Below are 23,014 nucleotides of genomic sequence, written 5' to 3' on the forward strand. Positions count from 1 at the left end.
AGGGGTACCGTACTAAATCGATTCAACCAAAAGCAAGTGCGCGTCAGATCCGACGAGTCCGCACCGCCCAGACGACGGCCTCGATCGGGGTGTCGACGCCGATCTGGTTGCAGATCGTGCGGACGCGACGTCGCAAGGTGCGTTCGGAGATGTTGAGCTCGCGGGCGATGACGTCGGTCGTCAGGCCCTGGCTGAGCGGCCGAAGGATGGCGAGATCGTCGTCCGAGAGGTTGCTGACGCGTCCCATGCGAGCCCCCGCGCGATCGATCTTCTGACTGAATTGTCGGCAGTCTGTGGATGGCCGACACGTTACTGAATCGTTACAACGAGTACAACAGGTGGCCGGGACCGGTCAACCTGCCTTCGGGATACACCCTGCTATCTCAGCGAATTCTGGTGATCGCGCTGCGGAGTTCGCGGTCGACCGGCGGGTCTGACCCTTGCTGGCCCGAGATGCCCGTAGGTAGCGTGATCCCCGTCACGATCAGTTGAATCGTTTTAATTCGAACGGGTGTATTTCATGACCTTGACCACCACCAATCCGCCGCCTCGTCGGCGCCAACGCATGCTCGCGGGAGTTGCCTCCACGGCGCTCATCGTCTCCGGCATGATCGCTGGGGCATCCAGCGCGACAGCCGCCGAGACCGCCATCGCGGTCGGCGACCTGCAGACCAATGCCCGCACCAAGCCGCTCGGCATCCCGGGCAGCGCTCCGACGCTCAGCTGGAAGTCGTCCTCGGCTGCCCGCGGCGTCGTGCAGAGCGCCTACGAGGTCAAGGTCTCCGACGGCGACGGCGAGGTCTGGTCGTCGGGCAAGGTCGCCTCGGCCGACCAGCTGCAACGTCAAGTACGCCGGACCCGCGCTCGAGTCGCAGACCCGCTACAGCTGGCAGGTCAAGGTCTGGGACGGTGACGACAACGCCAGCGACTGGAGCGAGGAGACCTGGTTCGAGACCGGCATCCTCGACAACGCCGAGTGGGAGGCCGACTGGATCGGCAAGTCCGCCGGCGGCGAGATCGACAAGTGGAACAACTACACCGCCGACTTCGACTTCGACATCGACAAGCTGGCCATCGGCGTCTTCATCCGCGCCAAGGACACCGCCAACGCCTACATGTGGCAGATCACGACGGCAGACGGCACCGGCATCCCCAAGTTCCGTCCGCACAAGCGCGTCAACAACGGCTACTCGGTCATGGGTGGCGACATCCCGATCAGCGGCATCACCTCGGCCCAGCTGCTCGACGGCACCCACAAGCTGTCGGTGACGGTCGACGGCAGCACCATCACGACCAAGCTCGACGGCAACCAGATCGACCAGCGCACCGACAGCTCGTTCAGCAAGGGCTTCATCGGCTTCCGCGAAGACTTCGCCGGCAACGTCGACGAGAGCGCCGACATCAAGAAGGTCAAGGTCACCTCGAAGGGCGGCGACGTCCTCCTCGACACCGACTTCACCAACGGCAACCCCTTCAACGGCGGAACCGTGACCCCGGCCGGACTGCACGTCGGCAACCGCAAGGACGTCCTGCTGCAGACCAACGACTCCAACAAGCCGCTGCTGCGCACGGAGTTCACGACGACCCCGGGCAAGACCATCAGGTCGGCTCGCGCCTACGCATCGGCGCACGGCGTGTACGAGCTGCAGCTCAACGGCGAGACCGTCGGCGACCAGCACCTCGCACCCGGATGGACCGACTACAAGAAGCGCATCCAGGCCCAGACGTACGACGTGACCAGCCAGGTCAACAACGGCGCCAACGCCTTCGGCGCCGAGGTCGGCGACGGCTGGTGGGCCGGCAAGGTCGGCATGTGGGGCCCGGGCATGTACAGCAGCACGCTCGGCCTGATCGCCCAGTTGCGCATCGACTACACCGACGGCACCCACCAGGTCGTCAAGACCGACGACAGCTGGACGAGCCACTTCGGTCCGTACAAGGCCGCTGACAACATCGACGGCGAGACGTACGACGCCAACGCCGAGCAGCCGGGCTGGGACCGACCCAACTACGACGACTCCGACTGGAACGCCGTCACCGTCGCCCCGTCGACCGACACGGCCAAGCTGGAGCCCCAGACCGACGAGCCGGTTCGCGTGACGCAGGAGCTGCCCGCTCTCAAGCGCACCGAGTCGCCGGGCGTGGCCAAGGGATTCATCTACGACCTCGGCCAGAACATGGTCGGCGTCGCCCGCATGCGCATCTCGGGCAAGGCCGGACAGACCATCAAGTTCCGCTATGCCGAAGAGCTGTACAAGGACGGCCGCTTCTACGTGGGCAACCTGCGCGCAGCCAAGGTCACCGACTACTACACGTTCAAGACGACCGGAACTGTCGTCTACACGCCCAAGTTCACCCAGCACGGATTCCGCTACATCGAGATCTCGGGCGTCGACACAGCTCCGAGCTCACGGACGTGACGGGTGTCGTCTGGGGCTCCGACCTCAAGGCGACCGGTGACCTGAAGACGTCCGACTCGATGCTGAACCAGCTGGTCAGCAACATCTCGTGGGGACAGCGCGGCAACTTCCTGTCGATCCCGACCGACACCCCGGCCCGCGACGAGCGGCTCGGCTGGACCGGTGACATCAACGTGTTCGCCCCGACGGCCAGCTACCTGCGCGACACGCGTTCGTTCCTGCAGAAGTGGACGACAGACCTGCGTGACTCGGCGTACGCCAACGGCAACCTGCCCGGCATCGCACCGTCGGTGCCGACGATCGACCTGGGCGCTGGCCTCGGCTGGTCCGATGCGGGAATCACCGTGCCGTACGCATCCTGGTACGCGCAGGGCGACACCGCCATCATCGAGCAGAACTGGCAGATGATGCAGAAGTTCTTCAACCTGGTCAAGACAGGTGCCGGCGCCGATCTGATCGACTCGGCCCGCGGCAACTGGAACGACTGGCTCAACCTCGACGACAACACCGGCACCGACGTCCTCGGCACCGCGTACTACGCCGAGAACGCCCGGATGATGTCGGAGATGGCCACGGCCATCGGTGAGGACGAGGACGCCGCCGAGTACGCCGCCCTGTCGCAGCAGGTGCGTGAGGCGTTCACGGACAAGCTGATCTCGGCGAACGGGACGGTCGACGGCAACAGCCAGACGGCGTACGCCATGGCGCTGGGCATGAACCTGGTGACCGATCCGGGAGCTGCGGGTCAAGGTCGGCGAGAAGTTCGTCGCCAAGCTGAAGACCAGCGACTACCACCTGACGACCGGCTTCCTCGGCACTCCGTGGCTGCTGCCGGCACTGTCGAGCATCGACCGCGACGACCTTGCGTACACGATGATCCTCAAGAAGGACTACCCGTCGTGGGGCTACGAGATCGAGATGGGCTCCACCACGATGTGGGAGCGCTGGAACTCGATCGGTCCCGATGGCAGCTTCGGCGACGAGGGCATGAACTCGTTCAACCACTACGCCTATGGCGCAGTCGGTGACTGGATGTACCAGAACATCGGTGGCATCTCGGCGCTCAAGGCTGGCTACAAGCAGTCCCGGATCGCCCCTGAAGTAGGTGGCGGCCTGACGAGCGGTCACGGAACCTACGAGTCGGTCTACGGAACGATCTCGTCGGAGTGGAAGGCCGAGGGCAAGAACCTCGACCTCGACGTCACGATCCCCGTCAACACGACCTCGAAGGTCGTCATCCCGGCGGCCAACCTGACCGCCGTGACCGAAGGTGGCAAGCCGCTCGCCGAGGTCGACGGGGTCAGCGACGTCGAGCTCGCCGACGGAGTCGCGACGTTCACGATCGGCTCGGGCAGCTACTCGTTCCGCTCGGATGCGCAGATGGCGCTGCTGGGTGACCTGCTGACCGAGGTCGAGAAGGTCGACGACCGGGCTGCTGCACTGCAGACCGCCGGTGACCTCGCAGCCGGTGACCGTACCCAGATCGGCGACGGACTGGGCGACGTCAAGACATCCGTCGAGGACGCCCTGGCGGCGATCCTGGACGGTGAGGCCGCGCAGGTCTCGCAGCACCTCAGCGACGGTCTCGCCGCGGTGCGCACCCTGAAGGCATGGGTTGCAAGCTCGTCGATCGACGGACCGGTCAAGGGCGACCTGACGAGTCGGATCGAAAAGCTCGAGTCGCTGTTCGGCAAGGGCGTCGCGAACAACCTGGGCGTCTCGGTGGTCATCCCGCCGGTCGCCGAGAGCGCCCGTCCTGGTGGGGTCATCGCCGGGACCATCGACCTGACCAACAACGGCTCAGGTGATCTGACGGCGGTCCGCGCCGAGATCGCGATCGACGGCTGGAAGGTCGACCCGATCACCGTCAGGACCGATCTGGTCGGTGCCGGCGACACGGTGCAGCTGCCGTTCACGGTGACCGTGCCCAAGCACCAGAAGCCGGGCACGTACGACGCAGCAGTTGCGGCGACGTTCACGAGCTCGTACGGAACGTTCACGGTCAAGGACTCGAACCCGTGGATCGCCGTGTCGACCGGTGTCGACATCTCGGCCGTCACGACCGTCAGTCCCGCTGATGGTTCGGACGAGCGGGCCAACCTGGTCGTCTCGGTCAAGAACGACAGCGATGCGGCCACCTCCGGCCAGGTCGCGGTCACGCTGCCGGAGGGTTGGACGACTGCGGTTCCGTCGCAGCGGGTCACGATCGCAGCCGGTGAGAGCAAGGACGTCACGGTCCCGGTGTTCGTCGGTGTCGAGACTGCGGGCGGCGCCTCGCCGGTCGAGGTCGCGTTCGTCGACAACGGTGTCGTGCAGGCCAGCAAGGAGTCCGTCATCACGGTCAACCTGCAGGCCCCGGGCAACACCGATCTGCCAGGTCAGCTCGATCACGTCGACTTCGGCAAGAACGCCTCGGAGACGGCTCATGCGTTGCAGGCCTCGCCCAGCAGCGGCACGAACGTCGAAGCGGGCCTGGATCGGCGCTACTCGCACACCAACACCCCCGGTTCGTGGTTCTCTGCCGAGTACCAGGTCACTCCGGGCGAGCCGTTCCTGATCAGGAACCTCGAGACGTTCGACGGTGCGAAGTCCAAGAAGTACAACATCTACGTGGACGACGTCTTGGTCAACGAGCTCCAGCTCAAGCAGACGGCGGGCGGACAGAGCACCAAGGCGTACCAGGTTCTCGTGGACGATCCCGCAGTGCTCGCCAACGACGGCACCGTGCGGATCAAGTACGAGTTCCCGCTCAACGCTGGCGGCTTCTACGATCCGTCGATCGCGGACAGCTGGATCCTGCCGGCACCGGCCGACACGCTGGCACCGCTCGCCTCGGCGACGGTCACCAGCAACGCGCTGCCGGGCGACAACGGCTGGTTCCGTGGCGATGCCGCTGTCGCGATCAGTGCAGTCGACAACCGTGCGGGTGCGGTGACGGTCGAGACGGGCGAGGCAGCCGGTTGGCAGCCGTACGTCGCGCCTGTCGCGATCAGCGGTGACGGCAAGCACGAGCTGTCGTACCGGGCCAAGGACGTCCTGGGTCACTCGACGGGGGAGCGCACGGTCGAGGTGCTGATCGATGGCACCGCACCGGGCACGCAGCTGTCGGTGACCCGCGGCTCGGGCGTCGACAACGCCGACAAGGCGACGTTGAAGCTCACGGCCAACGATGCGCTGTCAGGTGTCGCGGCCACGGCCTACCGGATCGACGGCGGGGCATGGCAGCAGGTCGGCGCCGACGACAAGCCAGTTGTCGAAGGGTTCGGCGAGCACGTCGTGGAGTTCTTCTCCACTGACGTGGCCGGCAACCCCGAGCCGGTGCGGTCGATGATCGTCGACCTCGCGGACGTCGACGGGATCGCGGCGATCGTCGCCCCGCAGGTCGTCGGTGCGGCAGTCTTCGGTGGAACGCTGAAGGCCACGACGGGCACCTGGAACACCAAGGGCCTGACGTACCGCTACCAGTGGCTGCGTGATGGCAAGGCGATCTCCGGTGCGACCGGTGCTTCGCTGAGCTGTCGGCCACTGACGTGGGTCGCCGGATCTCGGTCAAGGTGACGGCGTCGAAGACGGGCCTTGCGGCTGTGTCGTCGACCTCGGCCACCACGGCGAAGATCGCCAAGGCCACGTCGAAGGTCTCGGTGTCGTCCTCGAAGTCGAAGGCCAAGCTGGGCCAGAAGGTCAAGCTTCTCGATCAAGGCGTCGTCGACCGGCACTGTTCGGATCTACGAGAACGGCAAGCGCGTCAAGACGCTGAAGCTTCTCGAAGTCGGGCAAGGCTTCGTACTCGCTGAAGCTGAAGAAGAAGGGGCTGCGGACGGTCAAGGTCGTCTACAGCGGCACGAAGACCGTGGCCGGTTCGACTGCCAGCAAGAAGATCCGGGTGAAGTAGCCCAGGTCTGACGAAAGAATCTGGTTCTGTCCGCGATATTGCGGACAGAACCAGATTCTTTTGTCCCCACCGCGTCAGAGGGCGCGCCCGCTTCGCCTGCGGTTCCCACGAGGCGGCGTCGACGACGCTGCGGGCCGGGCGGGTCCGTGCTGGTCGCCGCAGCGGATGGACGTCGCGTTCGTCGAGGAACTTCGACCAGTGCAGGGTCACGTCCTTGTAGCCGATCGCGGAAGCCCCCATCTTCGCGATCACGATCGGGGCCTCCGGTGCGAAGACGGTGAAGCCGTCGTGCCGCAGGGCCGACAAGCCGCCCAGGACGGAGCCCGGCGGGGCTGCAAGCAGCGCCACCCAGTCGCGCTGCTCGCTGGTGACTGGCCCGGTGTGGTTCACGAACACGCCGACGGCGGGGTTGGCCCACCGTTTGAAGCGGACCAGCGCGTAGCCGATGTCGACTCATCAGCTGCAGCGCCTGTTTCCGGGTCAGCACCCCGGCCTGGAGGTCAGGATGTCCGGGCGGGGCTGCTCCGCGATCGCGCTCATCGTGCGACAGTGCCGCGCCTAGCACCTCAGATTCGACCGGTAATGGGATGCCTGTGGACAACAAATCGGCTGTGGAGAACTCCGGGGCGACCTATTCTTCGGTCCCCGGTGGGGGAGGAGCGGGTCAGGCGCCGGTGGTGGAACGGCGGATGACGAGCTCGGGCTTGAGCGTGACGTGCTGGACCTTGGAGCCTTCGGGGTCGGCGATGACGCCGAGCAGCAGGACCGACGCGGTCGAGCCCATCTCGTGTGCGGGCTGGCGCACCGAGGTAAACGGGATCGCCGACGAGGCGGCGAAGTCGATGTCGTCATAGCCGACGATCGCGATGTCGTCGGGCACCCTGACGCCGCGCAGGATCAGGGCCTGCAGCACGCCGAGCGCGACGAGGTCGTTGGCCGCGAAGACGGCGTCGGGATGCTGGTCCTTCGGCAGGGACAGCAGCTGCTCGACACCGGTGCGGCCGGCTTCTGCGTTCATCGCGTCGGTCTCGACGAACCTGAGCTGGGCGTCGCCGTGAGCCTCGACGGCTGCCCGAGCGGCGCTGAGACGGTTCTTGATCTGGGCGAGGTTGGCCGGACCGCCGATGAACGCGATGTTGCGCCGGCCCGACTCGAGCAGGTGCTCCGTGGCGATGCGCCCGCCCATCTTGTCGTCGATCGCGACCGACGAGAACTCCTTGGTGCGGGTCATCCGGTCGACCACGACGACGCTGGTGCCGCGGTCGCGCAGCCGACGGAGCCGGTCGAGCACGTCACCGACGGGTGTGATCAGGACGCCGTCCATACGCTGCTGCTCGAACAGGTCGAGGTAGTTGGTCTCGCGCATCGGTTCTTGCGAGCTGTTGCCGAGGATCAGCGGACGGTGCTCGGCGATGAGGACGTCGTCGACTCCGCGGGCCACGTCGGTGAAGAACGGGTTGGCGATGTCGAGCACGATCATGCCGATCGCGCGATTCGTCCCGGCGCGCAGCTGACGGGCAGCGTCGTTGCGGATGTACCCGGAGCCGTCGATCGCCGCCTGGATGCGGGCCAACGTGGTCGGCGAGACCTTCGCGGGGTGGTTGAGAGCATTTGAGACGGTTGCAGGGGAGACCCCTGCGAGCGCGGCAACATCGCGCACCTGAGCCACGGCCATGTGCACGAGGTTAACACGATTCAAACTTTCGGGTTGACGAATTTGTGATAGCCGTCATACAGTTCTGGGGTTGCATTAAAACGATTCAAAATGAAGCGGAACACGGAGGCACTATGAACGCGAGCGGCCCAGTCGCCCTGCAGCTCGTGCAGGTACGCAAGTCGTTCGGCCCCGTCGCGGCCCTGCGCTCCGGCAGCCTGACGGTCCATTCGGGCTCGATTCACGCCCTCGTGGGCGAGAACGGCGCCGGAAAGTCGACGCTCGTCAAGATCGTCGCCGGCCTGTACCAGCGCGATGGCGGAGACTTCCTGCTGCACGGCGAGAGCGTCGACTTCGGCTCGACGGCCGCGTCCAAGGACGCCGGCATCGCCGTGATCTACCAGGAGCCGACGCTGTTCCCTGACCTGTCGGTCACCGAGAACATCTTCATGGGCCGCCAGCCGGTCGGCGCAGGACGTCGGATCGACCGCAAGGCCATGCACACCGAGGCCCTCGCGCTGTTCAAGCGCCTCGGCGTCAACCTCGACCCCCGTCGTCTTGCCGAGGGACTGTCGATCGCCGACCAGCAGATCATCGAGATCGCCAAGGCCATCTCGCTGGACGCCAGCGTCATGATCATGGACGAGCCGACGGCAGCGCTGAGCGGCGTCGAGGTCGACCGGCTCTTCGCCGTCGCCCGCAGCCTGCGCGACGAAGGCCGTGCGCTGGTCTTCATCTCGCACCGCTTCGACGAAGTCTTCGACCTGTGCGACACCGTCACGGTCATGCGCGACGGCGAGTACATCTCGACCGACGCGATCGCCGACACCACGACGGCCCAGATCGTCGCCAAGATGGTCGGCCGCGAGGTCGGCGACCTGTTCCCGAAGACGCCCGCCGAGATCGGCGCCCCGGTGCTCCAGGTCAGCAACCTCGACTCGCCGGGCATCTTCCGCAACGTCAGCTTCGACGTCCGCGCGGGCGAGATCGTCGCCCTCGCCGGCCTGGTCGGTGCTGGTCGCAGCGAGATCGCCCGGGCCATCTTCGGCGTCGACGGCTACAGCTCGGGCACGGTCACGTTGAACGGCAAGCGAGTCGCGGCCAAGAGCCGCGGGCTGCGATCCAGGCCGGCATGGCCTTCGTCCCCGAGGACCGCCGCCAGCAGGGACTCGTCACCGAGGCCTCGGTGGCCCACAACGTCGCCGCCGTCATCCGCAACAGCTCGCCCGGTTTGGCCTCATCACGGCAGGCGCTGAGAACCGTGCCGCCGGTCCGTGGGCGGGTCGCCTCGAGGTCAAGACCAACGCGCTGTCGATGCACGCCACCACGATGAGTGGCGGCAACCAGCAGAAGGTCGTCATCGCCAAGTGGCTCGCGACGAACCCCTCGCTGCTCATCATCGACGAGCCGACGCGCGGAATCGACGTCGGCACCAAGTCCGAAGTGCACCGGCTGATCTCTGAGCCCGCCGGGCAGGGCATGGCGATCCTGATGATCTCCTCAGAGCGGCCGGAGGTGCTCGGCATGGCCGACCGCGTGCTCGTGGTTCACGAGGGACGCATCACCGCCGATATCGACCGCGCAGACGCGACGCCCGAAAGCGTCATGACTGCCGCCACGAACACCATCGGAGCATCCGCATGACGACGACCGAAACCCTCGTAGAGCCGAGCCGCAAGTCGGCCCTGCAACGCGCGGTCAGCACCATCGTGACCTCGCGGGAGTCAGCCATCGCGCTGGTCCTCGTGCTGGTCATCCTGGCCGCGACCTCGCAACGACACAGCTTCTTGTTCAGCAGCGACAGCTGGCGTGACCTGCTGCTGGCGCCCTCGATCCTGCTGCTGCTGGCAGTCGGTCAGGCCGTCGTCATCATCACGCGGAACGTCGACCTGTCGGTCGGCTCGACGCTCGCGCTCACCGCGTACCTGACCGGTCGGCTGTTCGTCGACAATCCCGGCATCCCGATCGTCGTGGTCTTCCTGATCGGCATCGCCACAGGCGCTGGCCTCGGCCTGATCAACGGACTCCTGGTCGCCTTCGGCCGCGTCCCGGCGCTGGTCATCACGCTCGGCACGATGTACATCTACCGAGGTGTCGTCCTGGAGTGGGCTGGCAGCAACCGCATCAACGCCTCCGACATGCCCAGCGACTTCCTGTCGCTCGGTACTAAGACGATCCTGACGATCCCGGTCCTCACGATCATCGCCGTGGTCGTGCTCGTGGCCGTCGGCTACTACCTGCGCACTGCACGCGGCGGCCGGCGGCTGTACGCGATCGGCTCGGACCCCGACGCGGCCCACCTGTACGGCTTGAAGGTGCGCAAGCGCGTCATCGGCGCCTTCGTCCTGTGCGGCGCACTGGCCGGCCTGGCCGGAGTCGTCTTCGCAGCCCGCTACGGCACGATCAGCTCCAGTGCCGGCACCGGCATCGAGCTGCAGGCCGTCGGCGCAGCCGTCATCGGTGGCGTCGCGATCTTCGGCGGCAGCGGCACGGTCTGGGGCGCGGCTATCGGCGCCTGGCTGCTCATCACGATCAACCGCGCGCTGCCGATCCTCGGCGTCCAGGACTTCTGGCAGAAGGCCGTCGTCGGCACGCTCATCATCGGCGCGATCGTCCTCGACCGGCTGTTGTCGGTCCGACGATCACGCAAGCTGATCGAGGCGAGGGACGAATCATGACCACCACCGAGACCCCGCGCACCGACGTGACGCGGACCTACGCCTCGTACGCCAAGCCGCTGTGGCAGCGCGTCATCCTGACTCGCGAGTTCGCAGTCATCGCTCTGCTGCTCGTCGTGTTCTTCTACTCGCGCGCCGAGATCCCCCAACTTCGACGGCCCGTTGACGGTCTACTACCTGCTGCTCGACGTGGCACCGATCCTGCTGATCGCCCTGCCGATGACGATGATCATCATCACCGGCGAGATCGATCTGTCGGTCGCGAGCATCGTGGACTGAGCAGCGTGCTGGTCGGCGACCTGCACCAAGGCGGCATGTCGATCCCGATGGCGGCACTCGTCGCGATCCTGGTCGGCATCTTGTGCGGAGCGTTCAACGGCTTCCTCATCGCGTACGTCGGACTGCCGTCGCTGGCCGTCACGATCGGCACCTTGGCGCTGTACCGCGGTCTGGCGGTCGGCCTGCTCGGCACCACCGCGGTCACCGACTTCCCCGAGAAGTGGACCGACCTGGCCAAGAACAAGATCGGTGACACCAGCTACCCGGTCATCATGATCCCGATCGTCATCTTGATCATCGCGTTCGTGCTGCTCCTGCACTTCACCTCGTTCGGCCGCGGCGTGTTCGACGTCGGCTTGAACGACGAGGCAGCCCACTTCTCCGGCGTCAACGTCGCACGGACCAAGTTCCTGCTGTTCGTCATGGCAGGAGCAGTGTCGGCCTTCGCCGGAATCTACTTCACGCTTCGCTACGGCAGTGCCCGCGGAGACAACGCCAACGGCATGGAGCTGCAGGTCATCGCAGCTGTGCTGCTGGGCGGTGTCTCGATCTTCGGTGGCCGCGGCGCACTGCACGGCGTCATCGCCGGCGTTCTGCTGATCGGTGTCCTGTCGAGCGCGCTGCGCCTCGACGAGGTCTCGGCGAACGTCATCAACATCATCATCGGGCTCCTCCTGGTGCTCTCGGTGATGTCCACAAGCTTCCTGTCCTTCGTAACTCGGACGACGGCCGGGATGAGGAGAAAGGCCAGTAGAGGCCTTCCTGAACGCCAGCAGGCGTCAGCACAACACGAAGGGAACAACTCATGAAGTTCAGCACCAAGAAGGCGACCGCACTCGCGGCTATCGCCGTCAGCGCTGCGCTTGTCCTGTCGGCCTGCGGCGGCGGCTCCGACAGCGACGGCGACAAGGCCGGAGGATCGGGCGACAGCGGAGACGCGACCACCGTCACGTTCCTGCCCAAGAACCTCGGCAACCCGTACTTCGACACCAGCTCCAAGGGCGGCAAGGCTGCCGTCGAGGAGTTCGGTGGCAAGTTCTCCGAGGTCGGCCCCCAGGAAGCAACTCCTGACGGACAGGTCGCGTTCATCAACACCGCTGCTCAGCAGGGTGTGAAGGCGCTGGTCGTCTCGGCCAACGACCCCAAGGCGATCGGTGACGCGCTCAACGAAGCTCGTGACGCCGGCACCAAGGTCGTCACGTTCGACTCGGACACCGACCCGGAGTACCGCGACCTGTTCGTGAACCAGGCCAGCTCTGAGGGCATCGCCAAGGTCCAGGTCGACCTGATCGCCAAGCAGATCGGCGACGAGGGCGAGATCGCCATCCTGTCGGCGGCTGCCAACGCGACGAACCAGAACGCCTGGATCGACCTGATGAAGAAGGATCTGGCGGCCAACCACCCGAAGATCAAGCTCGTCGACACCGTCTACGGTGACGACGACGACCAGACGTCGTTCGACAAGACGTCGGCGCTGCTGCAGAAGTACCCCGAACCTCAAGGGCATCGTCTCGCCGACCACGGTCGGTATCGCGGCTGCGGCTCGTTACGTCTCTGACTCCGATTTCAAGGGCAAGGTCAAGGTCACCGGTCTCGGTACCCCCAACCAGATGCGCGCCTACGTCGAAGACGGAACTGTCGACGCCTTCGCTCTGTGGAACCCCGAAGACCTCGGCTACCTGGCTGCGTTCGCCGCCAAGGCCCTGGTCGATGGTGACATCACGGGCAAGGAGGGTGAACAAGTTCACCGCCGGCAAGCTCGGTGACTACACCGTCGGTGCCGACAACACGGTGCTGCTGGGTGACCCGTACGAGTTCAACAAGGACAACATCGCCGACTTCGACTTCTGAGTCGGCCCGATGACCGCCTGGCCGGGGGTCGCTTCCCCCGGCCAGGCGCCATCACCTCACACATCTTCCTTGCGTAGAGCCCCCGGAAAGGGTCTGATCGATGCGTCGCGTCTGCTTCCAGCTCCAGGTCAAGCCCGAGCGGATCGCGGAGTACACACAGCGACATGCTGCGGTCTGGCCCGACATGCTCCGCGCGCTGGCCGACACCGGCTGGCACAACTACTCCCTCTTCCTGCGTCCTGACGGACTGTTGATCGGGTACTTCGAGACCCCGTCCCTCGCCGAGGCGCAGGCTGGCATGGCCCGAACCGAGGTCAATGCACGCTGGCAGGCCGAGATGGCCGAGTTCTTCGTCGATCTCGGCGACGCAGCGCCTGACACCGGTTTCGTCGAGCTCGAAGAGGTCTTCCATCTCGAAGACCAGCTCGCTCGCTGAGACCCTCCGACCAAAAAGGCATCACGCCTACTGGCGGGCACCCCCTGACTTGTGATTGAATCGATTTAATAGCGTTGGCCACCCAGAGTGACGACGCCGGACGAGAGAAGCAGAAGATGACGACATTCCGCGACATCGCGGCCCAGCTCGAGGGACAGGCCATCGAGGTCCCGTCCTGGGCGTACGGCAACTCCGGCACGCGCTTCAAGGTGTTCGGCTCAGCCGGCACCCCCCGCACGGTCGAGGAGAAGATCGCCGACGCAGCCACCGTGAACCGGTTCACCGGGCTCGCCCCGCTGGTCTCGCTGCACATCCCGTGGGACCTCGTCGACGACTACGCCGCGCTGCGCCGCTACGCCGAAGACCTCGGCATCGGCCTCGGCACGATCAACTCCAACACGTTCCAGGACGACGACTACAAGCTCGGCGCCCTGACGCACACCGACAAGCGCATCCGCACCAAGGCCGTCGACCACCACCTGGCCTGCATCGACGTCATGGACCAGACCGGCTCGCGGGATCTGAAGATCTGGCTCGCCGAAGGCACCAACTACCCCGGCCAGGGCGACATGCGCGGCCGTCAGGACCGTCTGGCTGAGTCGCTGTCGACGATCTACGACCGGCTCGGTGACGACCAGCGCCTCGTGCTCGAGTACAAGTTCTTCGAGCCGGCGTTCTACCACACCGACGTCCCGGACTGGGGCACGTCGTACGTGCAGGTCCAGGCCCTCGGCGAGAAGGCGATGGTCTGCCTCGACACCGGCCACCATGCGCCCGGCACCAACATCGAGTTCATCGTCGCGCAGCTGCTGCGCCTCGGGCGCCTCGGCTCGTTCGACTTCAACAGCCGCTTCTACGCCGACGACGACCTGATCGTGGGATCCGCCGATCCGTTCCAGCTGTTCCGCATCATGGTCGAGGTCGTGCGCGGCGGAGGCTACGGACCCGACAGCGATGTCGCCTTCATGCTCGACCAGTGCCACAACATCGAGAAGAAGATCCCCGGCCAGATCCGGTCGGTGCTCAACGTGCAGGAGATGACGGCGCGGGCCCTGATGCTCGACACCGACGCGCTGACGAAGGCACAGGAAGACGGCGACGTGCTCGGCGCCAACGAGATCTTCATGGACGCGTTCTACACCGACGTGCGCGCCGACCTCGCCGCGTGGCGCGAGGAGCGGGACTGGCCGGCAACCCCATGCAGGCCTACCTCGCCAGCGGCTACCAGGAGCAGATCGAGGCCGACCGCGTCGGCGGCACCCAGTCCAGCTGGACCTGAGAATTCGAACGAGGACAGAAGACATGACACAGAACACCGCAGCAGAGCTGATCGCCCGGTCCAACCGACTCGGCAGCGATCCCAAGAACACCAACTACGCCGGAGGCAACACCTCCGCGAAGGGCACCGAGACAGACCCCGTCACCGGTGAGGACGTCGAGCTGCTCTGGGTCAAGGGCTCCGGAGGAGACCTCGGCACCCTGACCGAGAGCGGCTTGGCGGTCCTGCGGCTCGACCGCATGCGTGCCCTGGTCGATGTCTACCCGGGCCTCGACCGCGAGGACGAGATGGTCGCCGCATTCGACTACTGCCTGCACGGCAAGGGCGGTGCCGCGCCGTCGATCGACACCGCGATGCACGGTCTCGTCGATGCTGCGCACGTCGACCACCTGCACCCCGACTCCGGTATCGCGATCGCGACGTCGGCTGACGGCGAGAAGCTCACTGAGACGGTCTTCGGCGGAAAGGTCGTGTGGGTGCCGTGGCGTCGTCCGGGCTTCCAGCTGGGACTCGACATCGCCGAGATCAAGGCCAAGAACCCCGACGCGATCGGCTGCATCCTCGGCGGTCACGGCATCACCGCGTGGGGTGACACGTCCGACGAGGCCGAGCAGAACTCGCTGTGGATCATCGAGACCGCCGCGGCGTACATCGAGGCCAACTCCAAGGCCGAGCCGTTCGGTCCGGCCCTGGCCGGGTACGGCGCGCTGTCGGCCGACGAGCGCCGGGCCAAGGCTGCTGCGCTGATCCCGACGATCCGTTCGATCGCCTCGGCCGACAAGCCGATGGTGGGTCACTTCACCGACAGCGACGAGGTCCTCGACTTCCTGGCATCGGCCGAGCACCCGCGTCTCGCCGCCCTCGGCACGAGCTGTCCCGACCACTTCCTGCGCACCAAGGTCAAGCCCCTCGTGCTCGACCTGCCGTCCGACGCCTCGGTCGAGGACTCGATCAGCCGGCTGCGCGAGCTGCACGGTGCGTACCGCGAGGACTACCAGGGCTACTACGACCGCAACGCCGACGAGAACAGTCCCGCGATCCGCGGCGCCGATCCGTTGATCGTCCTGGTCCCGGGTGTCGGCATGTTCAGCTTCGGCAAGGACAAGCAGACCGCCCGCGTCGCCGGCGAGTTCTACGTCAACGCGATCAACGTGATGCGCGGTGCGGAGGGCCTGTCGACCTACGCACCCATCGACGAGTCGGAGAAGTTCCGCATCGAGTACTGGGCGCTGGAAGAGGCCAAGCTGCAGCGCATGCCGGCCCCCCAAGCCGCTCGCGACCCGCATCGCGCTGGTCACCGGCGCCGCATCGGGCATCGGCAAGGCCATCGCCAAAAGCTCGCAGCCCAGGGCGCGGTCGTCGCGATCGCCGACCTGAACCTCGAGAAGGCGCAGGCTGCGGCCGCCGAGATCGGTGGCACCGACGTCGCGATCGGCGTGCAGGCAGACGTCAGCGACGAAGCCGCCGTCCAGGCTGCCGTCGACGCGACCCTGCTGGCGTTCGGCGGCATCGACCTCGTCGTCAACAACGCGGGTCTGTCGCTCAGCAAGTCGCTGCTCGACACGACCGTCGCCGACTGGGACCTGCAGCACAACGTCATGGCCAAGGGCTCGTTCCTGGTCTCGCGCACCGCCGCCAAGGCGCTCATCGAGCAGGGGCTGGGTGGCGACATCGTCTACATCTCCAGCAAGAACTCGGTGTTCGCCGGACCCAACAACATCGCGTACTCCGCGACGAAGGCCGACCAGGCCCACCAGGTACGACTGCTCGCCGCTGAGCTCGGCGAGCATGGCGTGCGGGTCAACGGCATCAACCCCGATGGCGTCGTGCAGGGTTCGGGCATCTTCTCCAGCGGCTGGGCGCCAACCGCGCCGCGGTCTACGGAGTCGACGAGAAGGACCTGGGTGCGTTCTACGCCCAGCGCACGCTGCTCAAGCGCGAGGTCCTTCCGGATCACGTCGCGAGCGCGGTGTACGCGTTGGTCGGTCCTGACCTGAGCCAGACGACGGGTCTGCACATTCCCGTCGACGCCGGCGTCGCTGCAGCGTTCCTGCGCTAGATCGGACCGCTCCTCTCATCATGTCGACCTTGTCTTCTGTCTCCGTCGCCGCCATCGACCTCGGCGCCTCCAGCGGCCGTGTCATGGTCGGCGACGTGGGGCCGGGACACCTTCAGCTGCGCGCTGTCGCGCGATTTGCCAATCAGCCGATCGTCCTTCCGGACGGGCTTCACTGGGACCCCCTCGATCTCTACCGCCACGCTCTACGCGGACTGTGGACAGCCGTGAGCCAGTCACCTGACGGGCTCCGGAGCGTAGCGGTGGATTCTTGGGCGGTTGACTACGCCCTCATGCGTGCAGACCGCATGCTGGGCGTGCCGTTCCACTATCGGGACGAGCGGACGACCGCGGGTGTGGACTGCATCCACACCCGCGTGTCGCCCGCAGAGCTCTTCTCACGCAACGGCTTGCAGTTCTTGCCGTTCAACACGATCTACCAGCTGGCCGCCGATCCTGCGGTCGAGCTCGCAGACCGTCTGCTGTTGATTCCCGACCTGATCGGCTACTGGCTCACCGGCCGGATGGTCACCGAGCGCACGAACGCCTCGACGACAGGTCTGCTCGATCCCCGGACGGGTGAGTGGGACCTCGACCTGGTCGAGCGCGCCGGCCTGCCGGCCGGCATCCTGACCGATCTGGTCGACCCTGGCCAGACGATCGGTACTGTCTCCGCGCAGGTTGGCGAGCGCATTGGTGCCCCCGACCTGCCGGTCACCGCCGTGGGCTCGCACGACACCGCCTCTGCGGTCGTCGGTGTGCCGATGCTGACCGACGGCGCGGCCTACATCTCCTGCGGCACCTGGGGCCTGGTCGGGCTGGAGCTCGATGCTCCGGTCATGACGGAGGACGCGCGGGCCGCCAATTTCACCAACGAGGGTGGCGTCGACGGTCGCACCCGGTTCCTGACCAATGTCATGGGCACCTGGCTGATCAGCGAGACGCTGAGGCAGTGGGAGCGCGACGGCGATCCGGTCGAGCTGACCGAGATCCTGCGTGCCGCAGCCGACGTGTCGGTGCCGGTCACGACGTTCGACGTCCAGGACCCCCGTTTCATGCCCCCCGGCGACATGCCGACCCGCATCCGCGAGTGGTGCGCCGAGCACGACGTCCCGGCGCCAGCGGACAAGGCGATCCTGATGCGCAGCATCGTGGAGAGCCTGGCTCAGGCCTTCGCCGATGCCCTCGACACCGCAGAGAAGCTGTCGGGCCGTTCGATCGGCGTCGTGCACGTCGTGGGTGGCGGCTCGCTCAACCGGCTGTTGTGCCAGCTGACGGCCGACCGCAGCGGTCGTCCGGTGCTGGCGGGCCCTGTCGAAGCGACCGCGCTGGGCAACGTCCTGGTGCAGGCCCGCACGCTCGGCGCAGTAGGCGACACCCTGGAAGAGATGCGTCACCTCATCGCGACGACTCACGACCTCGCGAAGTTCACCCCCCGCCCCTGACGAGGTACTTCTCGCCCCCCGACGAGGTGGTAACCGCCCCGTGAAGAGGTGGTTGTGGCCCGCCGAGGAGGGGGGAGGCCCGTAAGTGCCTCCTCAAGGGGCCACAACCCCCTCCTCAGCGGGTGGGTGGTTCTTAGCGACGGGGCGCGGGGATCAGCCGCTCCAGCTGGGTGACGTGCGCAGGCTCGAGCTCGGCGATCGATGAAGCACCCAGCAGCTTCATCGTGCGGACGATCTCGTCCTCAAGTATCGCGATGGTGCGGTCGACACCGGCGCGTCCGCCAGCCATGAGGCCGTACAGGTAGGCACGACCGATCATCGAGAAGTCGGCGCCGAGCGCCGCAGCGGCCACGATGTCGGCTCCGGACATGATGCCGGTGTCGATGCCGATCTCGATGTCAGCGCCGACCTCGCGCTTGACCTCAGGCAGCAGGTGGAACGGGATCGGCGCGCGATCGAGCCGGCGTCCGCCGTGGTTGGACAAGATGACGCCGTCGACGCCACGGCTCGCGAGCTGCTTGGCGTCCTCGACGTTCTGCACGCCCTTGATGACGATCTTGCCGGGCCAGATGCCGCGGATCACGTCGAGGTCGTCGAACGAGATCGTCGGATCCATGGCCGAGTCGAGCAGCTCGCCGACGGTTCCTCCGGTGGAGCTCAACGAGGCGAACTCGAGCTTGGGGGTCGTGAGGAAGTCGAACCACCACCACGGACGAACCGCGGCATTGAGGACAGTCTTCAGCGAGATCTGCGGCGGGATAGAGAATCCGTTGCGCTTGTCGCGCAGGCGCGCACCGGCCACGGGGGTATCGACCGTGAACTGCAAGGTGTCGAATCCGGCGGCGGCCGCACGGCGCGCGAGCTCGTACGAGATCTCACGGTCGCGCATGACATAGAGCTGGAACCAGTTGCGACCGTCGGGGTTGGCGGCCTTGACGTTCTCGATCGACGTCGTGCCCAGCGTGGAGAGGGTGAAGGGGATGCCGGCGGCACCCGCCGCGCCGGCGCCGGCGATCTCGCCCTCGGTCTGCATCAGCCGGGTGAAGCCGGTCGGCGCGATCGCGAAAGGCAGGCGAGAGGGCCCGCCGAGGATCGTGCTCGACGTGTCGACGGACGCGGCGGGACGCAGCACGCGCGGGCTGAACTCGACGTCCTCGAAGGCCTGACGTGCCCGGGCGAGCGAGAGCTCGCCCTCGGCTGCGCCGTCGGTGTAGTCGAAAGCAGCTCGCGGAGTGCGGCGCTTGGCGATCGTGCGGAGATCGTAGATCGTCATGGCCGACTCGAGTCTGCGCCGCTTGGGACTCCAGACCGGCTTCTTGAACTTGAGCAGGTCGAAGACCTCGACCGGGCGGGGGAACTGGCGCTGGACCATGGAACTACTTTCTGTGCGTCGTGCTGGGTGTGGAAGGCTGAGCGTGGTGTCGTAGTGGGCGACCAGGCGGTCGCGGGAGGCCAGGACGTGGTCGCGGGCGAGCCGTCCGGCGGCCTCGACGTCGCCACTGGCGATGGCGTCGAGGATCGAGCGGTGGTCGGCGGCGACCTCGTCGGCGGACCGTAGTCCGTGGGCGTCGATCTGGGCGATACCGAGCTCGATCTCACCCATCAGCAGGTCGTGGAGCCGGGGATGCGGGTCGACGTCGTGCCGTGGACCAGCGCTCGGTGGAAGGCGAGGTCGCGGGCGGTGTACGAGGCGTCGGCGGGCAGGTCGAGGAAGTCGCGGTCGGCGTCGGCTGCGTGCTGCGGGATGGTCGCTGTAGCAGCGAGAAGCTCGACGGCGGTGGCCTCGAGGGCGGCGCGGGTGACGAAGAGGTCGTCGATGTCGTCGCGACCGAGGCGCCGCACGCGTGCGGCGTGATGGGGTTCGCGGGTCAGCAGCCCGTCGACCACGAGGCGGTCGATGGCGATGCGTGCTGTGGGGCGGGCGACCGCGTACGTCGTGGAGACGTGGGCCTCGGTCACCGCCGAGTCGGGCGGGAGCTCTCGCGACAAGATCGCGTCGCGCAAGGCGGTGACGACGGCGTCGGGTCGAACTGCGGTGTCAGTCGGGCTGGTTGCCATGATTGTCTGACAATACCAGATTGTCTGACAATCCTGACGACGTAGCCTCAGGCGCCTGTGACCGTGACGCCTGTCTGCGGCTGCGGCGGCGCCGGACAAGCGTGCGGATCGTGATCGTCAGAGCCGCGACGACGACGATTCCGCCGACCACCCAGGGGTCATCCAGCACACCAGTGGCCCCGATGCCGGCGCCCGCGCCGACCCACAGCGACGACCAGGCGACTGCTCCGAGCACCGAGGCCGCCAGGAACGAGCGGTACCGGATGCCGCCCGCGCCGGCGACCACCGGCATGACGGTGCGGACCAGAGGTAGCAGGCGACTGGCCAGCAGCGCCCAGAAGCCGTGGTGCTGCACCAGGTCTGATGCCTTGTCCCAGCGGTGCACGCCGGCGCGCTGGATGAGTCGCGACTCGCGCAGCCTGCCCCCGCCGGAGCGTCCGATGAACAGGCCGAGATGGTCGGCCGCAGTGGCACCCAGGGCGACAGCCAGCGCGAGGACGAGCAGCGGTATCGGGTCGTCGAGCTTGGCGGCGAGCCCGGAGATGGCGACCTCGCCAGGGATCACCGCACCGAGGCCCAGGCCCGACTCGGCGAAGGCGAAGACGAATCCCAGCAGGGCGCTCGTCACGAACTGGCCGGGGCAGAACCTCGTCGGTGGGAGTCCCACCAGCTGGCGACGGCAATGCCCGCCGCGACGACGGCAGCGCCGGCCACGGCGTCCAGCACCCAGTGGTTGCCGGTGGCGATGACGATCACGGTGGTCCCGGCGGCGTAGAACACAGCGAGCGCCCGTCCGGCGACGTTGGTGTGCTGCCAGACCGCCCAAGCGACCCAGATGGTCCACCCGACGTGCAGCGAGGGCATCGCTGCGAGCTCGTTGGTCATGTGGCCGAGTCCTGCCGGCGCCGACGCCTGGCCGCTCCACCAGCCGAACTGGGTCGTCAGGGCGAGTGCATCGAGGTAGCGACCGTCTGGCATCAGCCGCGGCGGCGCGGTCGGGATCAACATGTAGCAGATCAGCCCGAGGGCCGAGCCGATCACGAGCGCATTGCGGCCACGTCGGTACTCGGGGCGTTGCCGGAAGAAGAGGTAGGCGAGCACCAGCGGGGTGACCAGGTAGTGCAGCGTCGCGTACCAAAAGGACATCGGGACGGCAACCTGGGTGATCGGCGTCAGTGCGTGGTTGAGCCAGTGCTCGACGTCGATGTGCAGCAGCTGTTCGAGATGCAGAATGTCGACAGCACGCGCACGGGCTTGAGCCAGGTCGTCGCTGGCGATCAGGCGGCTGGCGCTGTACGCGATCCAGAGGGCGGCCAGCAGGAGCACCTCGTGCACCCCGGCGGCCGCGACGAATCGTCTCGCCGTGCCGAGGATCCCTCCGCCGGCACGAGCGGCGTCGGCTCGACCCGACTCGTGCGACGAGCGGGCCGGCTGGCGTCGCGGCTCGGTGAGGGAAGTCATGGGATCTCCGGGAGAAAACAAAAGTGGAAACAATGCTCCGTTTCACTCTAGTCCATCAGCAGAAACCGTGCTCCGCTTGGGTGCGCGGGTGCCGCTGACTGCCTTCTCGATGCCTGTACCCCGTTAGCATGGAAGGTATGAGCACCGAGATTGCTGGGCCTGAGACAGATCGGCCGCTGCGCCGTGACGCCGCCCGCAACCGCGAGCTCATCCTCGAGACGGCCGCTGCGGTGTTCGCCGAGCACGGTCTCGAAGCCGGCTACGACGAGATCGCCCGACGAGCCGGAATCGGCGTCGGCACGGTCTATCGGCGCTTCCCCGAACGGGCCGAGCTGGTCCAGGCGCTGTTCGAGTCGCGAGTCCAAGAGATCGTGGCCATCGCTGAGGACGCCGCGGCGGTGGGGCGGCCGTGGGATGCGCTCGTGACGTTCCTCGAACGCACCGTCGAGCGCCAGGTCGTCGATCGGGGGCTGGCCGAGGTCATGGCGAGCGCAACCGCGACCGACGAGTACCGCACGATCGGTCGTGAGCGGCTCGGACCGATCGTCGAGCGCATGGTCGAGCGCGCCCAGGCCGATGGCTCGCTGCGCGCTGACGTGGCGGCTTCTGACATCGGCGTCCAGCTGATGCTCGCGAAGCTCGCTGACGACGGCCGAACAGCCCGACCTGTGGCGTCGCTATCTAGCGCTGTTCCTCGACGGCCTCCGCGCGCGCCCCAGACTTGCAGGCCCTGCCCGTCTGCGCCCCCGAAGATGAGGCGATCCACACCCTGATGTGCAACGTGCAGGGCCGCTGAGACCCTGCACGTCGCCAGGCGGGTTCAGCTGCGGGAGATGCCGACCATGTCTTCGCGGGGGACGACCTTGATGCGGGTACGTCCGGCGGCTTCGCCGAGGTCGATCTCGTGCTGGTCGAGCTTCTCCCCAGCCCTCCCAGGTCGTGTACTCGATGCCACGTCCGTCGAGGTAGGCGTCGACGTCCTCACGGGCCGGGTTGGCCGGTGCGACGGCTGGTCGACGTCTTCGGTGAGCAGCCGGATGGTCTCGGCGGCGTCGGACTTGGTGTGGCCGATCAGGCCGACCGGGCCGCGCTTGATCCAACCCGTGACGTAGGCGCCGGGCAGTGGGGTGCCGTCGATCTCGATGACGCGTCCGCCGTCGTTGGGTACCGTGGCGGTGTTGTTGTCGAACGGGATCCCGGCCAGGTTGTCGGAGCGGTAGCCGACGGCGCGGTAGACCGCCTGGACCGGCCAGTCCTTGAACTCGCCGGTGCCGCGGGCGTTGCCGGTGCCGTCGAGCTCGGTGATCTCGGTGCGCAGACCGACGACCTGGCCGTCCTCGCCGAGTACTTCGACGGGGTTCTGGCAGAAGTGGATGTGGATCCGGTGCGGGGCGCCGGTGGGCTCCTTGGCCAGGTAGTTCTGCAGCACGTCGACGACGGCTTTTGGCTCTTGGAGGCGCGGATGGCGTCCATCGAGCCCTCGGTCGGCTCGAAGCCCTCGGGGT

22 protein-coding genes and 1 pseudogene are annotated in these 23,014 nt (G+C 66.9%); 16 read left to right on the forward strand and 7 right to left on the reverse strand.

What is annotated here, in order from left to right; all coding sequences use genetic code 11:
- Positions 1–43: 43 nt before the first annotated feature.
- Positions 44–247, reverse strand: a complete 204-nt coding sequence (locus ACHMWU_RS29800; RefSeq protein WP_396049096.1) for a LuxR C-terminal-related transcriptional regulator — start codon at positions 245–247, stop codon at positions 44–46.
- 273 nt (positions 248–520) lie between these two features.
- Here ACHMWU_RS29800 and ACHMWU_RS29805 point away from each other — a divergent pair, with 273 nt between their 5' ends.
- From ACHMWU_RS29805 to ACHMWU_RS29825, 5 genes and pseudogenes are all read left to right on the forward strand, one after another.
- Positions 521–913 carry a hypothetical protein gene (locus ACHMWU_RS29805; RefSeq protein ID WP_396049097.1) on the forward strand — a complete coding sequence of 131 codons (393 nt, stop codon included), beginning with the start codon at positions 521–523 and terminating at the stop codon, positions 911–913.
- 283 nt (positions 914–1,196) lie between these two features.
- Positions 1,197–2,420, forward strand: a complete 1,224-nt coding sequence (locus ACHMWU_RS29810; protein WP_396049292.1) for a family 78 glycoside hydrolase catalytic domain — start codon at positions 1,197–1,199, stop codon at positions 2,418–2,420.
- Positions 2,417–3,151, forward strand: a pseudogene (locus ACHMWU_RS29815) (alfa-L-rhamnosidase); the annotation flags it as partial. The gene ACHMWU_RS29810 and the pseudogene ACHMWU_RS29815, both read left to right, overlap by 4 nt.
- A 64-nt stretch (positions 3,152–3,215) precedes the next feature.
- Positions 3,216–5,978 (forward strand): OmpL47-type beta-barrel domain-containing protein, encoded by a 2,763-nt coding sequence (locus ACHMWU_RS29820; RefSeq protein WP_396049293.1) that lies wholly within the window; start codon positions 3,216–3,218, stop codon positions 5,976–5,978.
- Positions 5,951–6,214: a hypothetical protein gene (locus ACHMWU_RS29825; RefSeq protein WP_396049098.1), complete on the forward strand. Its 264-nt coding sequence runs from the start codon at positions 5,951–5,953 to the stop codon at positions 6,212–6,214. The genes ACHMWU_RS29820 and ACHMWU_RS29825 overlap by 28 nt, the downstream gene beginning before the upstream one ends.
- Before the next feature lie 762 nt (positions 6,215–6,976).
- Here the strand turns inward: ACHMWU_RS29825 and ACHMWU_RS29830 are convergent.
- Complete coding sequence (locus tag ACHMWU_RS29830) at positions 6,977–7,987, reverse strand: LacI family DNA-binding transcriptional regulator (RefSeq protein WP_396049099.1); 1,011 nt, start codon at positions 7,985–7,987, stop codon at positions 6,977–6,979.
- A gap of 113 nt (positions 7,988–8,100) precedes the next feature.
- On the opposite strand from ACHMWU_RS29830, the gene ACHMWU_RS29835 reads away from it, so the two are divergent.
- The 10 genes from ACHMWU_RS29835 to ACHMWU_RS29880 all read left to right on the forward strand — a co-directional run bounded on the left by ACHMWU_RS29835 (position 8,101) and on the right by ACHMWU_RS29880 (position 17,990).
- Positions 8,101–9,222 (forward strand): sugar ABC transporter ATP-binding protein, encoded by a 1,122-nt coding sequence (locus ACHMWU_RS29835; RefSeq protein WP_396049100.1) that lies wholly within the window; start codon positions 8,101–8,103, stop codon positions 9,220–9,222.
- Positions 9,223–9,280: 58 nt separating this feature from the next.
- Entirely contained in the window at positions 9,281–9,610 is a 330-nt protein-coding gene (locus ACHMWU_RS29840) for an ATP-binding cassette domain-containing protein (protein WP_396049101.1), read from the forward strand.
- Positions 9,607–10,644 carry an ABC transporter permease gene (locus ACHMWU_RS29845; protein ID WP_396049102.1) on the forward strand — a complete coding sequence of 346 codons (1,038 nt, stop codon included), beginning with the start codon at positions 9,607–9,609 and terminating at the stop codon, positions 10,642–10,644. The genes ACHMWU_RS29840 and ACHMWU_RS29845 overlap by 4 nt, the downstream gene beginning before the upstream one ends.
- Positions 10,641–11,732: an ABC transporter permease gene (locus ACHMWU_RS29850; RefSeq protein ID WP_396049103.1), complete on the forward strand. Its 1,092-nt coding sequence runs from the start codon at positions 10,641–10,643 to the stop codon at positions 11,730–11,732. Before ACHMWU_RS29845 ends, ACHMWU_RS29850 begins: the two co-directional genes overlap by 4 nt.
- Positions 11,729–12,481: a substrate-binding domain-containing protein gene (locus ACHMWU_RS29855; RefSeq protein WP_396049104.1), complete on the forward strand. Its 753-nt coding sequence runs from the start codon at positions 11,729–11,731 to the stop codon at positions 12,479–12,481. Before ACHMWU_RS29850 ends, ACHMWU_RS29855 begins: the two co-directional genes overlap by 4 nt.
- A complete protein-coding gene (locus ACHMWU_RS29860; protein ID WP_396049294.1) occupies positions 12,453–12,689 on the forward strand; it encodes a substrate-binding domain-containing protein in 237 nt (78 codons plus the stop codon). Before ACHMWU_RS29855 ends, ACHMWU_RS29860 begins: the two co-directional genes overlap by 29 nt.
- Before the next feature lie 185 nt (positions 12,690–12,874).
- Complete coding sequence (locus ACHMWU_RS29865) at positions 12,875–13,210, forward strand: L-rhamnose mutarotase (RefSeq protein ID WP_396049105.1); 336 nt, start codon at positions 12,875–12,877, stop codon at positions 13,208–13,210.
- Positions 13,211–13,326: 116 nt separating this feature from the next.
- Positions 13,327–14,640, forward strand: coding sequence for an L-rhamnose isomerase (gene rhaI, locus ACHMWU_RS29870; protein ID WP_396049106.1), 1,314 nt, complete (start codon positions 13,327–13,329; stop codon positions 14,638–14,640).
- On the forward strand, positions 14,540–16,486 hold the full coding sequence (locus ACHMWU_RS29875) for a bifunctional aldolase/short-chain dehydrogenase (protein WP_396049295.1): 1,947 nt from the start codon (positions 14,540–14,542) through the stop codon (positions 16,484–16,486). The genes rhaI and ACHMWU_RS29875 overlap by 101 nt, the downstream gene beginning before the upstream one ends.
- A 91-nt stretch (positions 16,487–16,577) precedes the next feature.
- The gene (locus ACHMWU_RS29880) at positions 16,578–17,990 is read left to right on the forward strand and encodes a rhamnulokinase family protein (protein WP_396049107.1); all 1,413 of its coding nucleotides are present in this window, start codon (positions 16,578–16,580) and stop codon (positions 17,988–17,990) included.
- Positions 17,991–18,123: 133 nt separating this feature from the next.
- Here ACHMWU_RS29880 and ACHMWU_RS29885 read toward each other — a convergent pair whose 3' ends face one another.
- Genes ACHMWU_RS29885 through ACHMWU_RS29900 form a run of 4 tightly spaced genes read right to left on the reverse strand, consistent with a single transcriptional unit; the run spans position 18,124 to position 21,509 of the window.
- A complete protein-coding gene (locus ACHMWU_RS29885; RefSeq protein ID WP_396049108.1) occupies positions 18,124–19,593 on the reverse strand; it encodes an alpha-hydroxy-acid oxidizing protein in 1,470 nt (489 codons plus the stop codon).
- A complete protein-coding gene (locus ACHMWU_RS29890) occupies positions 19,593–20,048 on the reverse strand; it encodes a GntR family transcriptional regulator (RefSeq protein ID WP_396049109.1) in 456 nt (151 codons plus the stop codon). Before ACHMWU_RS29890 ends, ACHMWU_RS29885 begins: the two co-directional genes overlap by 1 nt.
- Positions 20,029–20,676 (reverse strand): DedA family protein, encoded by a 648-nt coding sequence (locus tag ACHMWU_RS29895; RefSeq protein ID WP_396049110.1) that lies wholly within the window; start codon positions 20,674–20,676, stop codon positions 20,029–20,031. The genes ACHMWU_RS29890 and ACHMWU_RS29895 overlap by 20 nt, the downstream gene beginning before the upstream one ends.
- Positions 20,673–21,509: a phosphatase PAP2 family protein gene (locus ACHMWU_RS29900; protein ID WP_396049111.1), complete on the reverse strand. Its 837-nt coding sequence runs from the start codon at positions 21,507–21,509 to the stop codon at positions 20,673–20,675. The genes ACHMWU_RS29895 and ACHMWU_RS29900 overlap by 4 nt, the downstream gene beginning before the upstream one ends.
- A gap of 137 nt (positions 21,510–21,646) precedes the next feature.
- On the opposite strand from ACHMWU_RS29900, the gene ACHMWU_RS29905 reads away from it, so the two are divergent.
- Complete coding sequence (locus ACHMWU_RS29905) at positions 21,647–22,282, forward strand: TetR/AcrR family transcriptional regulator (protein WP_396049112.1); 636 nt, start codon at positions 21,647–21,649, stop codon at positions 22,280–22,282.
- 47 nt (positions 22,283–22,329) lie between these two features.
- Here the strand turns inward: ACHMWU_RS29905 and ACHMWU_RS29910 are convergent, their stop codons facing one another.
- Positions 22,330–22,938 carry a hypothetical protein gene (locus ACHMWU_RS29910; protein WP_396049326.1) on the reverse strand — a complete coding sequence of 203 codons (609 nt, stop codon included), beginning with the start codon at positions 22,936–22,938 and terminating at the stop codon, positions 22,330–22,332.
- Between the last annotated feature and the right edge of the window lie 76 nt (positions 22,939–23,014).

Source organism: Aeromicrobium sp. UC242_57 (assembly GCF_044452305.1).
Taxonomy (GTDB): Bacteria; Actinomycetota; Actinomycetes; order Propionibacteriales; family Nocardioidaceae; genus Aeromicrobium.

Coding starts and splice junctions, on each gene's coding strand:
- ACHMWU_RS29800 (WP_396049096.1), bottom strand. CDS start 247: ATGGGACGCGTCAGCAACCTCTCGGACGACGATCTCGCCATCCTTCGG.
- ACHMWU_RS29805 (WP_396049097.1), top strand. CDS start 521: ATGACCTTGACCACCACCAATCCGCCGCCTCGTCGGCGCCAACGCATG.
- ACHMWU_RS29810 (WP_396049292.1), top strand. CDS start 1,197: ATGGGTGGCGACATCCCGATCAGCGGCATCACCTCGGCCCAGCTGCTC.
- ACHMWU_RS29830 (WP_396049099.1), bottom strand. CDS start 7,987: ATGGCCGTGGCTCAGGTGCGCGATGTTGCCGCGCTCGCAGGGGTCTCC.
- ACHMWU_RS29835 (WP_396049100.1), top strand. CDS start 8,101: ATGAACGCGAGCGGCCCAGTCGCCCTGCAGCTCGTGCAGGTACGCAAG.
- ACHMWU_RS29840 (WP_396049101.1), top strand. CDS start 9,281: ATGCACGCCACCACGATGAGTGGCGGCAACCAGCAGAAGGTCGTCATC.
- ACHMWU_RS29845 (WP_396049102.1), top strand. CDS start 9,607: ATGACGACGACCGAAACCCTCGTAGAGCCGAGCCGCAAGTCGGCCCTG.
- ACHMWU_RS29850 (WP_396049103.1), top strand. CDS start 10,641: ATGACCACCACCGAGACCCCGCGCACCGACGTGACGCGGACCTACGCC.
- ACHMWU_RS29855 (WP_396049104.1), top strand. CDS start 11,729: ATGAAGTTCAGCACCAAGAAGGCGACCGCACTCGCGGCTATCGCCGTC.
- ACHMWU_RS29865 (WP_396049105.1), top strand. CDS start 12,875: ATGCGTCGCGTCTGCTTCCAGCTCCAGGTCAAGCCCGAGCGGATCGCG.
- rhaI (WP_396049106.1), top strand. CDS start 13,327: ATGACGACATTCCGCGACATCGCGGCCCAGCTCGAGGGACAGGCCATC.
- ACHMWU_RS29885 (WP_396049108.1), bottom strand. CDS start 19,593: ATGGGTGAGATCGAGCTCGGTATCGCCCAGATCGACGCCCACGGACTA.
- ACHMWU_RS29890 (WP_396049109.1), bottom strand. CDS start 20,048: ATGGCAACCAGCCCGACTGACACCGCAGTTCGACCCGACGCCGTCGTC.
- ACHMWU_RS29900 (WP_396049111.1), bottom strand. CDS start 21,509: ATGACTTCCCTCACCGAGCCGCGACGCCAGCCGGCCCGCTCGTCGCAC.
- ACHMWU_RS29905 (WP_396049112.1), top strand. CDS start 21,647: ATGAGCACCGAGATTGCTGGGCCTGAGACAGATCGGCCGCTGCGCCGT.